Genomic DNA, 17,766 nt, shown 5'->3' with positions numbered 1-17,766 from the left:
GTGACACCCATCATAGATGCTGCATTGAAATTCTGCGATCCTGAATTTGATATTAACGATTTCTTTGGAATGCGCTGATCTCAGCCGGACGACACTAATCTCAGCCTGGCCCGCCTCACGGGCCAAAATTGATTGCCTTGCACCTTGGAAATTAGCCGGTCTCGACCGGCGCACCCCCACGAGGAAGCAAACCATGGCCAATTCCGCACCGGTCGTCACGATTGGTAACCACAGCCTGTTGTACAATCAGTGGCAAAAAATACAGCCATGGCTCACTTATGCCGACTCCGACGGCAATCCCGCGCAGAAATTTCAGTTCTGGGACGGCGGCACAGCTGCGAACAGCGCCTATTTCTGGACTTCCACCAACGACCATTGGGCCGCCAACACGACGATCGAAGTTTCGGCCTCTGACCTCTCCGACGTGTGGGTGCGCGCCGGTGCGGTCGGCGGCACAGAGACACTGTGGGTACGCGCTTTCGACGGGACCGATTGGGGCAACTGGACGTCTTTCACGCTCACGACGATTCCAAACACTGCGCCGGTCGTCACGGTCCCCGACGTGCAGCTGCACACCAATACATGGACGCAAGCCAAGAATTGGCTGACCTACTCCGATGCCAACGGGGATGCAGCCACCAAATATCAATTCTGGGACAGCGGCACCTCCGCAACAAGCGCCTATTTCTGGACTTCCACCAATGACCATTGGGCTGCCAACACGACGATCGAAGTGGCGGCCGCCGACCTGGCCGATGTCTGGATCAAGGGTGGCTCGACAACCGGTGCCGAGACGTTCTGGGTCAGAGCGTTCGACGGAACAGACTGGAGCAATTGGGACAGCTTCACGCTGACGTCGGCCAATACTCCGCCCGTCGTGACAGCCGGTGATCATTCCATACATATCGATCAATGGGTCACCGTCGACAACTGGTTGACCAAGACCGATGCCAATGGCGATGCGATCACGAAGTACCAGTTCTGGGATAGCGGCACCGCCGCCACCAGCGCCTATTTCTGGACACCCGACAATTCCCACTGGGCCGCCAACACGACGATAGACGTTTCGGCTGCGGACCTCGCCAATGTCTGGATCCATGGCGGCTCGACAACCGGTTCCGAGACGATGTGGGTAAGGGGATTCGACGGAACGGAGTGGAGCTCCTGGGACACATTCACCGTGACGTCGACGCCAAACACGATCCCCGTCGCGACCATCAACGACCAGTCGCTACACGTCAATCAATGGGTCAAACCGCAAGGCTGGCTCACTGCCACCGATGCCGAAGGTGACACGATCACCAAATACCAGTTCTGGGACGCCGGCGCGGGCGCAACCAGCGCCTATTTCTGGACACCCGACAATTCCCACTGGGCTGCCAACACGACGATCGACGTTTCAGCATCCGATCTGGCCAATGTGTGGATCAAGGGCGGCTCGACGACCGGTTCCGAGACGATGTGGGTAAGGGCATTCGACGGTACCGCCTGGAGCAATTGGGACAGCTTTAATCTGACGTCGACCAATACGGCTCCGACCGCGACGATCAACGATCAAACGCTGAACGCCGCGCAGTGGGCGCAGCTCGTCAACTGGACGACGGCATCCGACACTGACGGCGATGCAATCACCCAATACCAGTTCTGGGACGGTGGCGGGGCTGCGACCAGCGCCTATTTCTGGACGCCCGACAATTCACACTGGGCGTCCAGCACGGTCATCGACGTCTCGGCGTCCGACCTCGCCAATGTATGGGTGCGAGGTGGCACCGCGGCCGGTACCGATTCCATGTTTGTGCGCGCTTTCGACGGAACGAGCTGGAGTGCCTGGGACAGCTTCACCGTGACCAGCCTGGCAAACCACGCACCCGATGCCTCGATCAGCAATCAGACCTTGCATGTCAACGAGTGGAGCCAGGTCGGCAACCTGGTGTCCTATGCTGACGCTGACGCGAATCCCGCGGCCGCCTATCAGTTTTGGGATGGCGGCGGCAACGCCAACAGCGGCTATTTCTGGACCTCTGCGAATTCCCATTGGGCAGCCAGCACCGTGATCGACGTCAATGCCGCCGACCTCGATGATATCTGGATGCGTGGCGGCGCCACCACCGGCAGTGAGACGATGTATGTGCGCGCCTATGATGGTATTGACTGGAGTGCGTGGCACGCGTTCACGCTCTCGACCATCGTCTAGCTGCCCCGGCGTGACGTCGTGCGGACATGCGCCGGCGTGTCGCGCCGGCGAATATCGGGGGGTACGACCTAACTTGGCGTGAAGATCACCTTGCCCTTGAATGCCGCCGCCTGCGCGATCGCCTGTGAAAAATCCTCCAGGCGATAGGTGCCGACCACCGGCGCGCTGATCGCACCCGATGCGACCATCGGCACCAGATGGTCATACATTCCGGCCAACGCTTCGTCCGTCGCAGTCTTGCCCCAATGACCGAGCCAGAAGCCGCGCACCGACACCTCGTTGAAGATCACGCTCAAGGCCGAGCCGGAGAACGGCTGTCCGCTCATCGCGCTGTAGATGACGAGCACTCCTTTTGGCGCGAGGCAGTTCATCAGGTTCAAGGCGGATGAGCCGCCGACCATGTCGAGCGCCAGCTGGATCGGCGCCCCACCCGTTTCCCTGGCGACGCGCTTCGCGAGATCCGGCCCGTCGAGCAGCACGATATCGCCGCCGACCGACTTGACCTCCTCCATGACCTCCTCGCGGCGGACGATGTTGACGGTCTTGAGCCCGAGCGACTTGGCGATGGCGATCACCGCGCGCGCCGTCGCCGAATTGGCGCCGTTCTGGATCACCCAGCCGCCGGGCGGCACTTTCACGAAATCGGTCAGCAAGAGATAGGCGGTGGCCGGATTGACCCCGATCATGGACAATTGCTGGACATCGGCATTGTCAGGCAGCGCACGCTGCCATGATGCGGTGAATTTGACCCGCTCGGTCCAGGTCGGGACCGTGAAGGGAATCAGCGTGCGGTCGCCCTCCTTCAGATTCCTCACCTGCGATCCGGCGGCAACAACCCGCCCGACGCCCTCGATCCCGAGCGTGGCCGGCGGTGACGGCAGATAGCCGTAGCGCCCGGCGATGATCATGAAATCCGAATTGTTGATCGGCGCAGCCTCAACCGCGACCACGATCTCGTCGGGGCCGGGGCTGCCGACGTCCGGCACCTCGTTAAGCTTGACCACGTCCGCTGCACGTCCGAACGCAACGACCTGAACCGCTTTCATGGCGTGATCTCCCGATTTCGTTGTGTACTTCTAAGTATAGAATATGGATTGCGTCAATAGCCGGACCTGCCTTCGCGGCAAGGTGAAGGCTTCACATCCGACGCGGGAGTACATAAAAGATGGATATGGCAAGGCCGCGCAGCTTCGATCCGGACGATGTCCTGGAAATCGCCCGCCAGATGTTCTGGCAGAAGGGCTTTCAGGCGACTTCGCTCGACGACATCACGGCGGCGAGCGGCGTCGCGAAACCCAGCCTCTATGCGGCGTTCGGCGACAAGAACGCGTTGTTCCTGAAGGTGCTGGACCGCTATCACGACGGCATCCTCGGCTGGGCCGAGCGCGTGCTGGCGCAGCCGGGGCCCACGCGGGACGTCATCAGGCAGTGGCTTACCGGCTTCATTCCCTATTGCTCGGGCGAGAAGGGACAGCGCGGCTGCCTGTCGATCAATTCCGCGACCGACGGCTCGCTCGACCAGGTCGAGCTCCGCAAGAGCATCGAGCGCTACAACCGGCGGCTTGAAGAGCTGCTGCGCACGCGGCTGCGCACCGATCGCGCCCAGTTCAGGAAGGGCTTTGACCCCGACGTCACCGCCCACACCATCATGGTGGTGCATGCCGGACTGCTGGCGCTCGCGCATCAGAGGCCGGATTCGAAGCAGGTGAAGGCCGTGATCGACCAGGTGATGAGCCTGCTCGCCTGAGTTTGTCGGCACCCGGCCTTCCGGCAGCGCTCCGCTGCTCTCACGATTGTGATTATATTACACTTATCATCTAATTGATGTCCCGATCTCGATGACCATGTCCGGGTTGGCTGTCATGGGCTTTCCGGAATTTGGGGATCAGATGAACAAACGGTTTTGGCGTGCGGTAATCGTTGTAGTCACCGCCCTGCTGGCGAAGCCGGCGGTCGGCCCGGCGCAGGCCCATGATCACGGGCATCCCGAATTGAACGCCTGGTATGAGAGCCTGCGCAGCGTCAAGGGCCCCTGCTGCGACGGCAGCGACGCGAAGCGTGTCGATGACGCCGATTGGGACACCAAGGACGGCCACTATCGCGTCCGGCTCGAAGGCGAGTGGGTCGATGTTCCCGACGAGGCCGTCGTCGCCGGACCGAACCGTGCCGGCCGCACCATGGTCTGGCCGTATTATCTGGACGGGCACCCGAGGCCACGCTGCTTCATGCCGGGCAGCATGGGCTGAGTGCCCGCGAAAGCGCTATGCGCCCGGTTCGGTCACAGCGCGAGCTGGATCCGGTCCTCGCCGTCGGCCTCCGGCTTCGCCGGCACGGCGCAGCAGATCAGCACCTCGTCGTCGCCCACCTCGGCGGCGGGCTGCTTCACATAGGTCACGGCGCCTGCCAGCAATCGCGCTCGGCAGGTTCCGCAATTGCCCTCCCGGCAGCTGAAGGCGGGGCTAAGGCCACGCGCTTCCGCCAGTTCGAGCAGCGTCCCCGCCTCCGGCGTCCAGCGCGCCTCCTTCAACGAAGTGGTGAAGGCGACCGGGACCGGCGTCGTCGCCGGTGGCCGGCGCGGCGGCGCTGTGGTGATGAGGTCGGGCGTCCGGACCAGCGACGAAGGACCGAAGGCTTCGGCGTGAATCCTGCCGTCGGCAATATTGTAGCCGCGCAGGGCGTCATAGAGCGATTGGGTGAACTGAGGCGGTCCGCACAGATAGAAGTCATAGTCGTTGAACGGCAGGACGCGCGACAACAGCGCCATGTCGATCCGTCCCGCCGCGTCGTAGTCTGTGCCCTGCTCGGCACCGTCGACATCGCCGAGGACGCGGATGATCCGCACCGCGCCGCCGGCGGCATCCACCAGCTGCTGCAATTCGTCGCCGAACGCGCGATCCTGTTTCGTATGCGCAGCCTGAAACAGGAATGTCGGCCGGATGCCGCGGGTGCGCAGCCCCTCATAGACCACGTGGCGCAGCATCGCGAGCAGCGGCGTGATGCCGACACCGCCGGCGAGCAGCACCGCGGGCCGCTTCTCGCGCGCATCGATCGTGAAGCCACCAGCCGGAGCGCGCGCTTCGATGATGTCGCCGACATGGATGGTGTCGTGGAGATGCTGCGATACGACACCGTCGCGCTTCACGCTGATCCGGTACATGCCGTCCGACGGCGCGACCGACAGCGTGTAGGTGCGGATGACTGGCTTGTCGATACCGGGCAACGAGAGACGGATCGGCAAATGCTGTCCCGCCCGGTGCGGAAGCAACCCCGCGCCGTCGTCCGGCTGCAAATGAAACGAGCGGATCGATCGGCTCTCGTCGACGATCCCAGTGACCTTGAACGGCCGCCACCGCGTCGCGCGCTCGGCCGCGCGGATTCGGTCGGCGGTCTGCCCCCAGTCGCCGGTCATCAGCGAATTCGGCGACCAGCCTTCGGCCCGGAACGCCCAGCGCAGCGGCAGCGCGCCGCGCCTGCGCACCAGACGGCGGGCACGGAAACTCCAGATCCGCTCGGCGCCCTGAAACGCCGCGATCTCCGGCGAGTCCAGCATCACCTCGGCATCGCCGCTCAGCTGCAGCAGGTCGCCGGTCTCGAAATCGACGAACACCAGCCCGGCCTTGCCGTTGACGAGGATGTTGCCGAGCGTGTTGAAGAACAGATTGCCGGCGAAATCGGGAATCGTCAGCGTGCCGTCGTCGGCGACGCGGACGAAGCCCGCCCGGCCGCCGCGATGCGAGACGTCGACCTGGCGACGGTCCTCACGCTCGGCATAGGACGCCACGAAGAACGTGTCGGCCGCCTTGATCATGTCGCGCGCGGCCTGATCGAGCGTCGTGCTGGCCTCGATCTCTCCCGTGAACGGTTCTTCCGGCGCACGCACGAAGGCGAAATCGCGGAGCTGGATATACTGCGCGCAATTGCCAAAGCTCTGATCGAGCTCGAAGCTGAGTGCCTTGCCTGACGATGCACGCAGCAGCCCGTTGGCACGGTTGCGGCGCCGCGTGTGCAATTCGATTCCGAGCAGTCCGATCGCATCGCCCTCGCGCATCCCCTCGCTGACGGGATCGCTGCGGTCGGGCCGCGCATCGATCTCGAGGCTGCGCGGTGTCGGCGAGGAAATGAAGCCGGGCCTACCGGCCAGCAACGAAGCCCAGGCGTCGCCGCTTCGGTCCACGCTGCCGACGACGATGAAGGGAATCTGCGCGAAGAAATCGCGATGCTGGTCGGGCATGAAGTCGCGCACCGCGCGCTGGCCGACGGCCTCCATCTTCTCGGCGACACCAACCTGCTGCTGGATCGCCTTTTCGCCGGCATGCCAGGTCGCGAGCTTGCTCTTGGTTCGTCTGTCGCTCATCGTATCGCCCTCCCCTTCGGGGGTTGGACGGGCGCGCCCGACGGCACGCCCGGTCAGCAGGTCACGCGGCCGCCAGACCGACTGGGGTCTTGGCGAAGGCCACGAAGCCCGGCAGCGCCTCGATCCGGCGCAGCCACGCGTTGACGCGCGCATAGGCGGAGAGATCGACATTGCCTTCGGGCGCGCTGGACAGATAGCTGTAGAGCGCAACGTCTGCGATCGTCGGCGCCGCGCCGACCAGCCAGTCGCGCCCGGCGAGATGGGCTTCGAGCCGCTTCAGCAGAACATGCGCCCGCGCGATCACGTCGTCCGGATTGTGCTTCGCGCCGAACACGGTGATGAGCCGCGCCGCAGCGGGCCCAAACGCAAGATCGCCGGCAGCAACCGACAGCCAGCGCTGGACCGCGGCAGCGCCCCTTGCATCCTGCGGCAGCCAGTCGGTGCGGCCGAGCTTGGTCGCGAGATAGACCAGGATCGCGTTGGAGTCCGGGATGATTACGCCGTCATCGTCGAGCACCGGCACCTGGCCGAACGGGTTGAGCGCGAGATATTCCGGCCGCTTCTGCGCGGCGGACTTGAGGTCGACGTCGACCAGTTCGTGCGGAATTTCCAGCAGGGACAAAAACAGCCGCGCGCGGTGCGCGTGGCCGGAGAGAGCGAAGTGATACAGCTTCATGTGCCGTTCCTGATGTGGTGGACGGGTTCATTCCCGATCGCCAGCGCAAGGTGGCCCATTGCAGCGGTTATTATAATTGCCGTCGACGGCACTTCATTATTGCATAAGTCGCAATAACACCTACTTGCGTCATGGCCGGGACTGTTCCTGCCACGACGAGGCCCTCGGCGGCGCACACGGTCGCGCGAACTGCGCCAACCTAAATCTCGACGATCACGTAGTTGTCCTCGATGTGCACCGGGAACGTCTCGGCAACATACGGCCCCTTCTGCAACTCGGCGCCGCTCTCGACCGCGACCGGATAGGAGCGGATCCTGAACCGCTTGGGATCGAACCAGGACTGCCCGTTGCGCATGTCGAATTCCCAGCCGTGCCACGGACAGCGCAGCATCTCGCCGACGCGGTCTCGCTGATAGATGCCGGGCTCCGGCGAGGTCAGGCGCGCGACGCAGGCCGCCTTCTCCAGCGGCGCGCCCTCATGCGGGCAGCGATTGAGCAGCGCGAAGAACTCGCCATTGACATGGAACACGACGATGTCGCGGCCCTCGATGCCGAACACCTTGTTGCCGCCGGCCGGAATCTCACTGGTGCGCGCGACGATGTGACGGGTCATCTGTGTCCTAGAATTTGTAAACCGCGCGGGCGTTGGCATTGAAGATCTTGCGACGCTCGGCGTCCGTCAGCGGCGTCTTGAAGGCGTAGCGCGCGTCGTCATAGTCCCAATGCGGATAGTCCGACGAGAACAACAGCCGGTCGATGCCGACCCATTCGATCAGCTGCCGCAGGTGCCTGGCTTCATCCGGTTCGTCGATCGGCTGGGTCGTGAACCAGAAATGCTCCTTCACATATTCGCTCGGCCGGCGCTTCAGATGCGGCACCTCGCTGCGGAAGCGTTCGAAGTGCTGATCCATCCGCCACATCGTCGCGGGAATCCAGCCGAAGCCACCTTCGATGAACACGATCTTCAGTTTCGGGAAGCGCTCGGGAACACCTTCCAGCACCAGGCTGGTGAGGTTCGAGGCCACCGTGTGCGCGTTCGACTGATGCTCTTCGCAATAATAGGACGGCCAGCCGCCGCCGGTCGGTGCATGGCCGCCATAGCCGCCGACATGGATGCCGAGCGGCAGGTCGAGCTCTTGCGCGCGTTCATAGATCGGCCAGTAGCGGCGGCGGCCGAGCGGCTCGTTGGCACGCGGCGAGACGTTGATCTGGATGTATTCGCCTGATTTGGCGCAGCGCTCGATCTCGGCGAGGCCGAGGTCGGAGCCATCCTGCCCGACCAGGATCGAGGCCTTCAGGCGCGGATCGCGATGCGCCCAGAACGCCAGTTGCCAGTCGTTGATGGCGCGCTGGATCGCGGCGCCGAATTCCAGATTCTGCTGCGAGAAGATGAAGAGATCGAGCACCTGCAGGATCCCGAACTCGACGTCGAAGGGATCGAGATGCTGCTTGCGCATGAAATCGAGGTCGGAGCCGGGCACGCCGCCGGTCGGCGGCCAGGCATCGCGCCGCGCGATCAGCGGCGAGGAGCGCGGATACGGCGTGGTGCCGATATAGGGCGTGCGCAGGTGGCTGCCATATTCCTTCAGATGCTGCTGCCAGCGCTTCGGCAAGAACTCGTTGAGGTCGCTGTGCGCGTGAAGGCTCGGATGGATGTCGCAGTCGATGATCTTCAGCCGCGTCGCCGCGGTCTTCTCCTGGTCGAGCATCGGGCGGTCGATGACGTCACTCATGCGATCCTCCTTCTTGTTTGCGCATGATCTTGTCGGAAAACCGGCTCCCACTTTTCCAGATCATGCGCGCGAATTACGAATTCAGCTTCAAACGCGGGAACGTTTCAATCGGGTTGTCTTCGCACATCCGCTTGATGATGCTGTCGGGCAGATGCGGCGGGATCGGATCGTCGCCGTCGAACTGCCAGTGCGGATAGTCGGATGCGAACAGGAACATCTTGTCGGAGCCGATCTGATCGATGATGTCGGCGACACCTGTTGCGTCCAGCGGCGCGTCGAACGGCTGCATGGTGACGCGGAAATGGTCGCGGATGATCGCGGCGGGCTCGCGCTCCACCCACGGCACCTCGACGCGCACGCCGCGCCAGGTCTTGTTGGCGCGCCACATGAACGCCGGCAGCCAGCTGACGCCCGACTCCATCAGTACGACGGTCAATCCGGGATACTTCCCGAACACGCCCTCATAGATCAGGCTCAACGTCTGCGCCTGAAACGCCTGCGCCTCGGCGAGATAATATTCGTAGCGGTAGGACGGCCAGCCGATCGAGCTCGGCGCGCCCCGGTAGGCACTGCCGGCGTGGATCGCGATCGGAAGCTTGTATTTCTCCGCGGCCTGATAGATCGGCCAGTAATGCCGCCGGCCGAGCAGCGTCTCGCCCTGCGAGGGCACCAGCACCGAGACGAAGCGATTGTCGCCGGCCCTGCGCTCGATCTCCTCGACCGCAAGGTCGGGCGCCTGGATCGGCACCACGATCGAGGCGCGCAGCCGCTTGTCCCTGGCAAGCCACTCGGCCGCGATCCAGTCGTTGATCGCCCTGCAGAAGTCAGCGGCCATGTAGGAATCGAACACCGCCTGCGCGCCATAGACGACGTTGCAGATGGCGTGGCTGGCGCCGAGCTGGTCGAATGCGCCGCGCTGCACCATGGCAAGATCGCTGCCGGGCTTGCTGCCGTCCGCCGGCCGCCAGTCGGCGCGGCCGGACAGCGGCATCGACGGCGGATAGGAATTGAGGTCGAGCCCGTCGATGGCGCGGCTGACGACCTGTTCCTTCCAGTGATCGCTCAGATAGGGCAGCAGCGTGGTGCGCGTTCCCCCCACCGCGGGATGGATGTCGCAGTCGATGCGCGTGGCCGCCATGGCGTTCCCCGGATTGATCTTCTTGTCGTCGTTGTTGGCGGCATCGCTGCCACGGATCGGACTGTGACGCCGATGGCGCGATCGTGCAAGCGGGTCCACGCGGGGCCGCCCTGCCCTGTGCGCGCACCGCACCTCACGCGAAGTTGCGGGATCGCCTATGAATGGCGTCACCTGTTCAGGCCGCGAGATGTGCTAGCGATTCCGCGCCGCGGAAAGCGCGGGCACCGGGAGACGGGAATGAGACTGGGCCAACTGACGATCCTCGCATGTTCATTGTTACTGGCCTCGTCGGCCACATGGGCCGCACCCGCGACCACCTCGGGCTCGGTCGCGCTGGCGCTCGCCGGCGTGGTGGCGCCCTATTCGCCGTTGCCGGCCAAGGAGAAGAAGGCGGTCGCCGCGTTCCTTGGCGGCGACAGCAATGTCCCCATCACCAGGAAGATCACCGTCACCGCCGACAAGGTGGTCTGCCGCGCCAGCAATGTCGACATCACCTCGCGTTCATGCGAACTGAGCTTCGGCAGCAAGACCCACACCGTGAGGGGCAGCGAAGCCAATGCAATGTTCGCGACCGTGGCGCTGGCCGGCGTGCCGCCCGACGGCGCCGCGGGCACGATCTACGAGGCGCTGTCGAAACTGTCCTGCACGCTGGATCCGAAGGTGATCAAGGACAAGGCCGGCGGCGGCGCCGCCTGCAGCTTCGAGCCAGGGAATTAGCCCCACTCAATCTCCCTGCAGGGCGACGCCCAGCCTCGCCGCGACACGGCGCGCGGTTTCCTCCCGCTGCTCCGTGATCGCGCGCACAGCCTGGCGCGACTGCTGCAGGATCTCGGGTGGCGCGGTCTCCGGCGTGCCGCTGTCGAACGGCGGCTCCGGCGCATACACCATGTAGAGCTGGATCGCGCGCGCAGCATCGTCGCCGCGCAGTTCAGCCGCGAGCCGCAATGCGCCATCGATGCCTGCCGTGACTCCGGCGGCAAAGACGAAGCTTCCGTCCACCACCACGCGTTGGTTCACGGGCGTAGCGCCGAAAAACGGCAGCAGATGAAACGACGCCCAATGCGTCGTCGCCCTGCGCCCCTTCAGCAGGCCGGCCGCTCCGCAGATCAGCGCGCCCGTGCAGACCGAGAAGATGCGGCACGCCCCCGCCGCCTGCCGGTTGATCCAGCCGAGCACCTCCGTGTCCTCCATCAGGGCTTGCTGACCGAAGCCGCCCGGCACATGCAGCACGTCGAGCGGCGGCGCATCGGCGAGCGCCGCATCCGGTGTCAGCCGCAATCCCTTGATGTCGCGGACCGGCTCGGCGGTCTTGCCGTAGATGCGGTAGGTCGAATTCGGAATCCGCGACAGCACCTCGAACGGCCCGGTCAAATCGATTTGATCGACGCCTTCGAACAGCAGCGAACCGATCCGGAGATGAACATCGTGAGCAATCATCGAACTTCCCTCGAACTTTCCTTGCGCTATGGACAAAGCGAATCTAGCGCGGCAGGTTTCGGCGATGACGCCAACCAGCCCACGTTTTTCGCCAAACCGCCGCCGCTCGATCGAAGTGCTGGCCTATCCGGCCGTGCAGTTGCTCGACGTCACCGGGCCATTGCAGGTGTTCGCGTCCGCCAACGCGCTGGCGGCCAAGGCAGGCAACGCCGAGCCATATGAAGTCCGCGTCGTTGCAAAGGATGGTTCACACGTCGAGTCATCCGCCGGTGTCGGGCTCGCGGTGCATCCGCTGCCCGCAATCGACACCGCGGTCGACACGCTGGTGATTCCGGGCGGCGACGGCGTCAACGCTGCGGCGGCCGATGCCGTCCTGGTGGACTGGGTGCGCGAGCGCGCCGGGCAGGCGCGCCGCACCGCATCGGTCTGCACCGGCGCGTTCCTGCTCGCCGAATCGGGCGTGCTCAATGGCCGGCGTGCCGCGACCCATTGGGGATTTTGCGCAGAGCTCGCCGAGCGCTTTCCCGATGTCCGCGTCGAGCCCGATCCGATCTTCGTGCGCGACGGTTCGTTCTGGACGTCGGCCGGCGTCACCTCCGGCATCGATCTGGCGCTGGCGCTGGTAGAGGAGGATCTCGGCCGCACGGCGGCGCTTGCCGTCGCCCGCTATCTCGTCGTGTTTTTCAAACGGCCGGGCGGACAGGCGCAATTCAGCGAAATCCTGTCGCTGCAAGCAACCGACGACAGGTTCAGCGCGCTGCACGACTGGATCAGCAACCATCTCGCCGGCGATCTCTCGCTGTCGACGCTGGCGAAACAGGCCGGCATGAGCGAGCGCAGCTTCAGCCGCCATTACGCGGAAGCGACCGGCTTGACGCCGGCACGCGCGATCGAGCGGCTCCGGGTCGAGGGCGCGCGGCATCTGCTCTCGGAAACGCGCCTGCCGATCAAGCGCATCTCGCAGCGCTGCGGCTTCGGGTCCGAGGAGACGATGCGGCGCAGCTTCCTGCGCCTGCTGTCGACCACGCCGCAGGACTATCGCGCCAGGTTTGCGCTCTGACGTGCACGGCCGGCCGCGCGGTCGACGTGCAATGATTGACGCTCAGGCGAGACCGTCTCAGCCGTTCCAGGCATATTCCTGCAACGCCGCCTCCAGCGGCGGATTGGTGACGCTGCCGGTGTAGTTGGTGATGGTCGACGCCGCCACGATGGTGATCACCTCAAGCACGAGGTCCTTGTAGAACCCGGCTGCCAGGAATCGTTCGATCTCCTCGTCGTCGAGCCGCCCACGCTTTTCGATCAGCGACCGCGCCAGCGTCGAGAGCGCGCCGAGCGTCTTGTCGGCAGGCGAGCGGCCGGCACGCATCGCGTCGACATCGGCCGGATCGAGCCCAGCCTGCAAGCCGAGCGCGGAATGCAGCGCGACCGCCCAGGCGCAGCCATTGGTCACCGCGTCGGTGAGCAGCACGGTCTGGATCTGCTGCTCGGTGAAGCTGCCGCCGTGAACCTTGTCGAAGATGCCGATGAAGCTCTGGATCAGCACGGGCGAGGTCGCCATCGCCGCCGCAAGGTTCGGGATCATGCCAAACCGCGCCTCGACCTCGCGCAAAGTAGGCCTCGAGGCTTCGGGGGCAGACTCGAGCGTATGGACAGGAAAACGCGCCATTGGAAATGCCTTTCGCGGTGTTGATTGAACCCGAGGCCTCCGGACGCAGCTGAGCTGTTGCGATCCACGCGCGGGCAACCGGATTCGATGCAGGCTATCTAGCCGCGCCCTGACGCGCGCGTTCGCCAAACTCCCCACATTCCGCGCCATCCAGGCGGCGGTGCGGGGCTCGCTGAGCTTCAGCTCCGTCCACTGTCATTGCGAGCGAAGCGAAGCAATCCATGTTTCCGCGCAACGGATAGATGGATTGCTTCGTCGCTGTCGCTCCTCGCAATGACGGTTGCAAGTCCCGCTTAGACCCCGGCGCGGTCCTTCACCCGCCGCGTCACGATCCCGAGCAAGCGGCCGAGCGTGCCGGCGGCGGGCCCCTTCTTGCGCGCCAGCGCGAGCGGCGCGACGAGGCCGGTGGCGCGGTCGAGGCGGAGATAGGAGACGCCGGCGGTCTCGAGCCGCGCCATCGATTCCGGCACGATCGAAATGCCGAGCCCCGCCGCGACGAGGCTGAGCGTCGACACCATCCGCGTCGCCTCCTGCGCCACCTTCGGGCTGAAACCCGCGGCGCGGCAGGCGGCGATGATGCTGTCATAGAGGCCGGGCCCGGTCGGACGGCGGTAGAGGATCAGCGGCTCGTCGGCGAGCGAGGCCAGCGAAGTCCGCCGGCGGGTGTCCTTGCGGGCGCGCGGATGATGGTCCGGCAATGCGACCACCATCTCCTCGTCGAGCAGATGCGTGATCGTGAGGTTCTCCAGCCGCTCGCCTGGCGCACGCACGAATGCGGCATCGAGCCGATCGGCCTCGACGGCTGCGATCAGCTCGCCGGTCGAGGCCTCCTCGAGCGACAGCGTGATCGCCGGCGCGCGCTCGCGCATTTCGCGCATCACGCCGGTGACGAAAGGATGGAAGGCGGCCGAAGAGGTGAAGCCGATCGCAAGCTGGCCCTCCTGGCCGCGGCTCGCGCGGCGCGCGGCTTCAACCGCGAGGTCGGCGTCGCGCAGGATCGCGCGCGCCTTGCCGACGAAGGCACGGCCGGCCGCGGTCAGCTCGACCCCGCGCGGCTGCCGGCGAAACAGCGGCGCGCCGATCGCGGCTTCCAGGGCGCGGATCTGCTGGCTCAGCGGCGGCTGCTGAATGCCGAGCCGCGCGGCGGCGCGAGTGATATGGCCTTCCTCGGCGACCGCGACGGCATAGCGGAGATGGCGCAGTTCGATCATCGGGGCAATCCATATGCAATAGATATGCAAATTCGCATATCCATATATTGGATATTTGGCACGCGGCCAACTAGAGTCGGCTCAACAACAAATCGAACCGGAGCCGCCCCGCCGATGGACGCCATCCCCGCCGCGCAAACCACTAAGCATCACGCACCTGACGTCGGCGAGTTGTTCACGGGCTTCTTCATCCTCGGACTGACCGGCTTCGGCGGCGTGCTGCCGCTGGCGCGCCACATGATGGTGGAGAAGCGCGGCTGGCTCACCGGCGCGGAGTTCACCGACCTGCTCGGGCTGTGCCAGTTCCTGCCCGGCGGCAACATCATCAACATGTCGGTCGCGGTCGGGCTGAAGTTTCGCGGCATTCCCGGCGCGTTCGCGGCGATCCTCGGCCTGATCGCGGTGCCGACCGCGGTCGTGATCGGCCTTGGTGTGATCTATGGCCGCTTCGCCGACGACCCGGTCGTCCGTCATCTGTTCGGCGGTCTCGCCGCCGCGGCGGCCGGGCTCCTGATTTCCACGGCGATCAAGATCGCCTGGCCGCTGCGGCGCGATGTGCTCGGCCTCTTCATCGGCGCGCTGTGCGTGCTCGCTATTGCCGTGTTCAGATTGCCGCTGCTGCCGACCCTGTTGACGCTCGCGCCGCTCAGCATTGTCCTCAGGTCGAGGCAGGCATCATGAGCGCAACCCTCGTCACGCTCGCGCTGATCTTCGCCGAACTCTCGCTGCTCGCCTTCGGCGGCGGCAACACCATCCTGCCGGAGATGCAGCGTCAGGTGGTCGACGTCCATCACTGGATGACGGCGCAGGAATTCGGCGCGCTGTTCGCGCTGGCGCAGGCGGCACCCGGGCCGAACATGATGGTGGTGCCGCTGGTCGGCTGGCATGTCGCGGGCTTCTCCGGCGTGCTGGTGACATCGCTCGCCAAGTTCGGGCCGTCGTCGCTGGTGACAGGCTTCGCGCTGCGGCTCTGGGAACGCTTCAAGGATCGGCCCTGGCGCCGCACCGTGCAGGCGGGGCTGGTTCCGGTCACCGCCGGGCTCGTCACGGCCAGCGCCATCGTCATCACCCACGCATCGGCCTCGAGCTGGGGCACCATCCTGATCGCGGCCGGCGTCGCGATCGCCACCACCACGACGCGCATCCATCCGCTTGTCGCGCTCGCCGCCGGCGCGGTGCTCGGCCTGTCCGGCATCGGACAGCCCTGACGCTCTGCTTGCGGCGATGGCGTCTCGTTCCACGCGGCGATGTGCGCGCTTTCGCCGCAATGGATGCGACGTCGCCAGCGGCTATGTTGATAATGCCATGATCGACACGCTCCGCATCGACACCCGTATTGCGCGCCGCGAATTGCGCGCCGGACGTCTGCACGCAGGCAATTAGCCGGCCGGCGATCGCGCGCCGTCCGGATTCCTCTACGTCACCAAATCATTTCAGTCCGTCGCGTCGCGAGATGTCCGCGCGCCGGCGCTCGTGCGCCTCCGATCAACCGCAAAGATCAACCCACATGACCCGAACCATTCAGAACAGCTTTACCGCCCCGGCATTGCCGCCGATCGTGATCACCGCGAGCGAGGCGCATCGCCTCAGCGCGCTGGCCGATTCCAGCATGGCGGTGTTTCCCCGCGTCGCCCAGTTCCTCGCACGCGAGACGGACCGCGCCCAGCTGGTCGCCGACGATGCCGATCTGCATGACGTGGTCCGCATGGGCTCGCTTGTGCGCTACCGCGACGACGAGACCGGCGACGTCAGGGAGGTCGTGCTCGTCTATCCGCACGAAGCCGACATCGCGCTGCGGCGCATCTCGGTGCTGACGCCGGTCGGTGCGGCGCTGATCGGATTGTCGGTCGGCCAGACGATCGATTTTCAGACGCCCAGCCAGCAGACGCGTTCGGTGACGGTTTTGGCCGTGACGCATGAGCGCTAGCGGCTTTACGCCGCCTGATGACACTGTCCCATCTCGATCCCGTGCCGGCGCCCACGCGCGATGCCTTCGGCGATTGCCTTCACGACGATCTCGGCATCTTCGGCGGAGAGATGGTCGAGCGGCTGCCAGGCGCGCATGATGTCGCGTGCGCGATCGAGGTCGCCGTAGATTGCAAGGAGAGGAAGCGATTTGCTCGGCATGTCCGTTGCTCCCAACCGCAGCTGAGCGAGTCTACCTCATCTGGACAGGTCGAGCCATGCGTCCGGCAACCGCGATTGGGTGCATTGCAGATCGCCGATGCATGGCGAGGGCATTCCTGCCCCCGCCGTCAACGCATTCGGTTACTCCGCGCCGGAGCCGCCCTGCACGATCTTCTCGTTCAGCTTCTGATCGACGGTCTCGACCGTGCGGTCGATCTCGGCGCTCGGCGTGCCGAGCTGATGCGAGATCAGCTTCACCAGCAGGTCGACGCGTTCTATGAAGGGCGCGCCGGCGGCGACCGCGCGGGCCGCCGATGACGGCTTGAGCAGGCTTTCCGCGGCCTTGGCGTATTTCGCGAACGGCACCTGGTCCGCGGGGTCGGCGCCGAGCTTGCGCGCGATGCCGTCGACGTGGTCGTAGATCGCCTGCGAGCGCGTCAGGTCGCCGTGCACGGCGTCGCGGATCGATTGCGGCTCCGTCGGCGTGATGCAGCGATAGTTGCCGGTCAGCAGCATCGACCACTTCGCCAGCGGCACGAACAGCGAATCGAACACCTTCAGCTTCACCGGAACGTCCTGGCCGTCGAGCGTCACCGCGTCGATGTCGGCTTCGAGCTCGCGCAGCACCTTGTTGTGCTTGTCGTCGGCGAAGGCGGAGGCCTTGAAGTTGGTCGGCAGGCCGACATGCAGCACATTGGCCTTCTCCTCCGGCGGACGGAAGGCCTGCGGATCGGGCGAGCACAGCGTGACGAGGCCCGGCTCGAAGCGCTCCCACACCTGCGCGTTGGTGTAGGCCTCCTCGAGGTCAAGGCCGGCGAGCGCGGGGATCCGCTTCAGATACGGCAAGGGCGGCATGTTCATGATCGACAGGCAGGGCAGCTTCGCCGCCGCGATCTTGATCATCAGCACGCGAACCGTGTGGTTGGTGTATTGCGGCTCCTGCATCGCAAGGCCGACCATGTCGTAGCGCGAGACGTCGACGTCGGCGGGCGTGACGGCGTCGAGCTTGCCCGGCAGATCGCGCGAGAAGATCGAGCGGTGCTCCTTCTCGTCGCGCAGCTTGATCCGCACCTCGGTGCCTTCGCGGTTGATCAGGTCGGCAGTGTTCTTCCGGCACACCAGGGACACGTTGTGACCCGCCATCAGCAGCTTGGTCCCCAGCAGGGAGCCGTAGGAAGCTCCCAAAATCAGAATGTTGCGCGCCATGCTCTCTCCAATAGCCCCTCTCAC

Annotated in this window: 19 protein-coding genes; 8 read left to right on the top strand and 11 right to left on the bottom strand. The window is 65.2% G+C overall.

From position 1 onward, the window contains the following. The first annotated feature begins 46 nt into the window (after nucleotides 1–46). Nucleotides 47–2,194, top strand: coding sequence for a hypothetical protein (locus tag ACVIHF_RS40585; protein WP_456793704.1), 2,148 nt, complete (start codon nucleotides 47–49; stop codon nucleotides 2,192–2,194). 68 nt (nucleotides 2,195–2,262) lie between these two features. Here the strand turns inward: ACVIHF_RS40585 and ACVIHF_RS40580 are convergent, their stop codons facing one another. Further along, nucleotides 2,263–3,240, bottom strand: coding sequence for a zinc-dependent alcohol dehydrogenase family protein (locus ACVIHF_RS40580; RefSeq protein WP_253604401.1), 978 nt, complete (start codon nucleotides 3,238–3,240; stop codon nucleotides 2,263–2,265). A gap of 119 nt (nucleotides 3,241–3,359) precedes the next feature. On the opposite strand from ACVIHF_RS40580, the gene ACVIHF_RS40575 reads away from it, so the two are divergent. Together ACVIHF_RS40575 and ACVIHF_RS40570 are read left to right on the top strand one after the other, a co-directional pair. Further along, complete coding sequence (locus ACVIHF_RS40575; protein ID WP_456777701.1) at nucleotides 3,360–3,941, top strand: TetR/AcrR family transcriptional regulator; 582 nt, start codon at nucleotides 3,360–3,362, stop codon at nucleotides 3,939–3,941. A gap of 142 nt (nucleotides 3,942–4,083) precedes the next feature. Then, on the top strand, nucleotides 4,084–4,440 hold the full coding sequence (locus tag ACVIHF_RS40570) for a hypothetical protein (RefSeq protein ID WP_456793703.1): 357 nt from the start codon (nucleotides 4,084–4,086) through the stop codon (nucleotides 4,438–4,440). 32 nt (nucleotides 4,441–4,472) lie between these two features. Here the strand turns inward: ACVIHF_RS40570 and ACVIHF_RS40565 are convergent, their stop codons facing one another. From ACVIHF_RS40565 to ACVIHF_RS40545, 5 genes are all read right to left on the bottom strand, one after another. Continuing rightward, the gene (locus ACVIHF_RS40565; protein ID WP_456793702.1) at nucleotides 4,473–6,548 is read right to left on the bottom strand and encodes an FAD-binding oxidoreductase; all 2,076 of its coding nucleotides are present in this window, start codon (nucleotides 6,546–6,548) and stop codon (nucleotides 4,473–4,475) included. A gap of 61 nt (nucleotides 6,549–6,609) precedes the next feature. Further along, on the bottom strand, nucleotides 6,610–7,224 hold the full coding sequence (locus tag ACVIHF_RS40560) for a glutathione S-transferase family protein (RefSeq protein WP_229192412.1): 615 nt from the start codon (nucleotides 7,222–7,224) through the stop codon (nucleotides 6,610–6,612). A gap of 199 nt (nucleotides 7,225–7,423) precedes the next feature. Beyond that, nucleotides 7,424–7,837 carry a Rieske (2Fe-2S) protein gene (locus ACVIHF_RS40555; protein WP_141339593.1) on the bottom strand — a complete coding sequence of 138 codons (414 nt, stop codon included), beginning with the start codon at nucleotides 7,835–7,837 and terminating at the stop codon, nucleotides 7,424–7,426. Nucleotides 7,838–7,844: 7 nt separating this feature from the next. Further along, nucleotides 7,845–8,957, bottom strand: coding sequence for an amidohydrolase family protein (locus tag ACVIHF_RS40550; protein ID WP_092089441.1), 1,113 nt, complete (start codon nucleotides 8,955–8,957; stop codon nucleotides 7,845–7,847). Between the two features lie 73 nt (nucleotides 8,958–9,030). Next, complete coding sequence (locus tag ACVIHF_RS40545; protein WP_456794169.1) at nucleotides 9,031–10,095, bottom strand: amidohydrolase family protein; 1,065 nt, start codon at nucleotides 10,093–10,095, stop codon at nucleotides 9,031–9,033. Between the two features lie 237 nt (nucleotides 10,096–10,332). Between ACVIHF_RS40545 and ACVIHF_RS40540 the strand changes: the two genes are divergently transcribed. After that, nucleotides 10,333–10,812 carry a hypothetical protein gene (locus ACVIHF_RS40540; protein WP_456793701.1) on the top strand — a complete coding sequence of 160 codons (480 nt, stop codon included), beginning with the start codon at nucleotides 10,333–10,335 and terminating at the stop codon, nucleotides 10,810–10,812. A 6-nt stretch (nucleotides 10,813–10,818) separates the two neighbouring features. Here ACVIHF_RS40540 and ACVIHF_RS40535 read toward each other — a convergent pair whose 3' ends face one another. Next, entirely contained in the window at nucleotides 10,819–11,532 is a 714-nt protein-coding gene (locus tag ACVIHF_RS40535; protein ID WP_456793700.1) for a DJ-1/PfpI family protein, read from the bottom strand. Between the two features lie 64 nt (nucleotides 11,533–11,596). Here ACVIHF_RS40535 and ACVIHF_RS40530 point away from each other — a divergent pair, with 64 nt between their 5' ends. After that, the gene (locus ACVIHF_RS40530; protein ID WP_456793699.1) at nucleotides 11,597–12,592 is read left to right on the top strand and encodes a GlxA family transcriptional regulator; all 996 of its coding nucleotides are present in this window, start codon (nucleotides 11,597–11,599) and stop codon (nucleotides 12,590–12,592) included. A gap of 57 nt (nucleotides 12,593–12,649) precedes the next feature. Here the strand turns inward: ACVIHF_RS40530 and ACVIHF_RS40525 are convergent, their stop codons facing one another. Beyond that, complete coding sequence (locus ACVIHF_RS40525; protein WP_076827645.1) at nucleotides 12,650–13,198, bottom strand: carboxymuconolactone decarboxylase family protein; 549 nt, start codon at nucleotides 13,196–13,198, stop codon at nucleotides 12,650–12,652. Between the two features lie 293 nt (nucleotides 13,199–13,491). Beyond that, a complete protein-coding gene (locus ACVIHF_RS40520) occupies nucleotides 13,492–14,409 on the bottom strand; it encodes a LysR family transcriptional regulator (protein WP_283064738.1) in 918 nt (305 codons plus the stop codon). Between the two features lie 114 nt (nucleotides 14,410–14,523). Between ACVIHF_RS40520 and ACVIHF_RS40515 the strand changes: the two genes are divergently transcribed. The 3 genes from ACVIHF_RS40515 to rnk all read left to right on the top strand — a co-directional run bounded on the left by ACVIHF_RS40515 (nucleotide 14,524) and on the right by rnk (nucleotide 16,336). Next, on the top strand, nucleotides 14,524–15,090 hold the full coding sequence (locus ACVIHF_RS40515) for a chromate transporter (RefSeq protein ID WP_076827649.1): 567 nt from the start codon (nucleotides 14,524–14,526) through the stop codon (nucleotides 15,088–15,090). Continuing rightward, on the top strand, nucleotides 15,087–15,617 hold the full coding sequence (locus tag ACVIHF_RS40510; RefSeq protein WP_057017908.1) for a chromate transporter: 531 nt from the start codon (nucleotides 15,087–15,089) through the stop codon (nucleotides 15,615–15,617). Before ACVIHF_RS40515 ends, ACVIHF_RS40510 begins: the two co-directional genes overlap by 4 nt. Nucleotides 15,618–15,916: 299 nt before the next feature. Continuing rightward, nucleotides 15,917–16,336 (top strand): nucleoside diphosphate kinase regulator, encoded by a 420-nt coding sequence (gene rnk / locus ACVIHF_RS40505; protein WP_456793698.1) that lies wholly within the window; start codon nucleotides 15,917–15,919, stop codon nucleotides 16,334–16,336. 5 nt (nucleotides 16,337–16,341) lie between these two features. Here rnk and ACVIHF_RS40500 read toward each other — a convergent pair whose 3' ends face one another. Together ACVIHF_RS40500 and ACVIHF_RS40495 are read right to left on the bottom strand one after the other, a co-directional pair. Beyond that, nucleotides 16,342–16,536: a hypothetical protein gene (locus tag ACVIHF_RS40500; protein ID WP_057017911.1), complete on the bottom strand. Its 195-nt coding sequence runs from the start codon at nucleotides 16,534–16,536 to the stop codon at nucleotides 16,342–16,344. A 141-nt stretch (nucleotides 16,537–16,677) separates the two neighbouring features. Continuing rightward, nucleotides 16,678–17,742 carry a ketopantoate reductase family protein gene (locus ACVIHF_RS40495; RefSeq protein WP_456793697.1) on the bottom strand — a complete coding sequence of 355 codons (1,065 nt, stop codon included), beginning with the start codon at nucleotides 17,740–17,742 and terminating at the stop codon, nucleotides 16,678–16,680. Nucleotides 17,743–17,766 lie beyond the last annotated feature (24 nt).

It is taken from the genome of Bradyrhizobium sp. USDA 4506 (assembly GCF_054058795.1).
This window is presented reverse-complemented; position numbering and strand designations above follow the sequence as displayed.

Bases quoted from the DNA above. Each gene is read 5' to 3' on its own strand.
- ACVIHF_RS40520 (WP_283064738.1), bottom strand. From the start codon at position 14,409: ATGATCGAACTGCGCCATCTCCGCTATGCCGTCGCGGTCGCCGAGGAA.
- ACVIHF_RS40545 (WP_456794169.1), bottom strand. From the start codon at position 10,095: ATGGCGGCCACGCGCATCGACTGCGACATCCATCCCGCGGTGGGGGGA.
- ACVIHF_RS40565 (WP_456793702.1), bottom strand. From the start codon at position 6,548: ATGAGCGACAGACGAACCAAGAGCAAGCTCGCGACCTGGCATGCCGGC.
- ACVIHF_RS40530 (WP_456793699.1), top strand. From the start codon at position 11,597: ATGACGCCAACCAGCCCACGTTTTTCGCCAAACCGCCGCCGCTCGATC.
- ACVIHF_RS40550 (WP_092089441.1), bottom strand. From the start codon at position 8,957: ATGAGTGACGTCATCGACCGCCCGATGCTCGACCAGGAGAAGACCGCG.
- ACVIHF_RS40495 (WP_456793697.1), bottom strand. From the start codon at position 17,742: ATGGCGCGCAACATTCTGATTTTGGGAGCTTCCTACGGCTCCCTGCTG.
- ACVIHF_RS40580 (WP_253604401.1), bottom strand. From the start codon at position 3,240: ATGAAAGCGGTTCAGGTCGTTGCGTTCGGACGTGCAGCGGACGTGGTC.
- ACVIHF_RS40500 (WP_057017911.1), bottom strand. From the start codon at position 16,536: ATGCCGAGCAAATCGCTTCCTCTCCTTGCAATCTACGGCGACCTCGAT.
- ACVIHF_RS40515 (WP_076827649.1), top strand. From the start codon at position 14,524: ATGGACGCCATCCCCGCCGCGCAAACCACTAAGCATCACGCACCTGAC.
- ACVIHF_RS40575 (WP_456777701.1), top strand. From the start codon at position 3,360: ATGGATATGGCAAGGCCGCGCAGCTTCGATCCGGACGATGTCCTGGAA.
- ACVIHF_RS40570 (WP_456793703.1), top strand. From the start codon at position 4,084: ATGAACAAACGGTTTTGGCGTGCGGTAATCGTTGTAGTCACCGCCCTG.
- ACVIHF_RS40525 (WP_076827645.1), bottom strand. From the start codon at position 13,198: ATGGCGCGTTTTCCTGTCCATACGCTCGAGTCTGCCCCCGAAGCCTCG.
- ACVIHF_RS40535 (WP_456793700.1), bottom strand. From the start codon at position 11,532: ATGATTGCTCACGATGTTCATCTCCGGATCGGTTCGCTGCTGTTCGAA.
- ACVIHF_RS40560 (WP_229192412.1), bottom strand. From the start codon at position 7,224: ATGAAGCTGTATCACTTCGCTCTCTCCGGCCACGCGCACCGCGCGCGG.
- ACVIHF_RS40510 (WP_057017908.1), top strand. From the start codon at position 15,087: ATGAGCGCAACCCTCGTCACGCTCGCGCTGATCTTCGCCGAACTCTCG.
- ACVIHF_RS40540 (WP_456793701.1), top strand. From the start codon at position 10,333: ATGAGACTGGGCCAACTGACGATCCTCGCATGTTCATTGTTACTGGCC.
- ACVIHF_RS40555 (WP_141339593.1), bottom strand. From the start codon at position 7,837: ATGACCCGTCACATCGTCGCGCGCACCAGTGAGATTCCGGCCGGCGGC.
- rnk (WP_456793698.1), top strand. From the start codon at position 15,917: ATGACCCGAACCATTCAGAACAGCTTTACCGCCCCGGCATTGCCGCCG.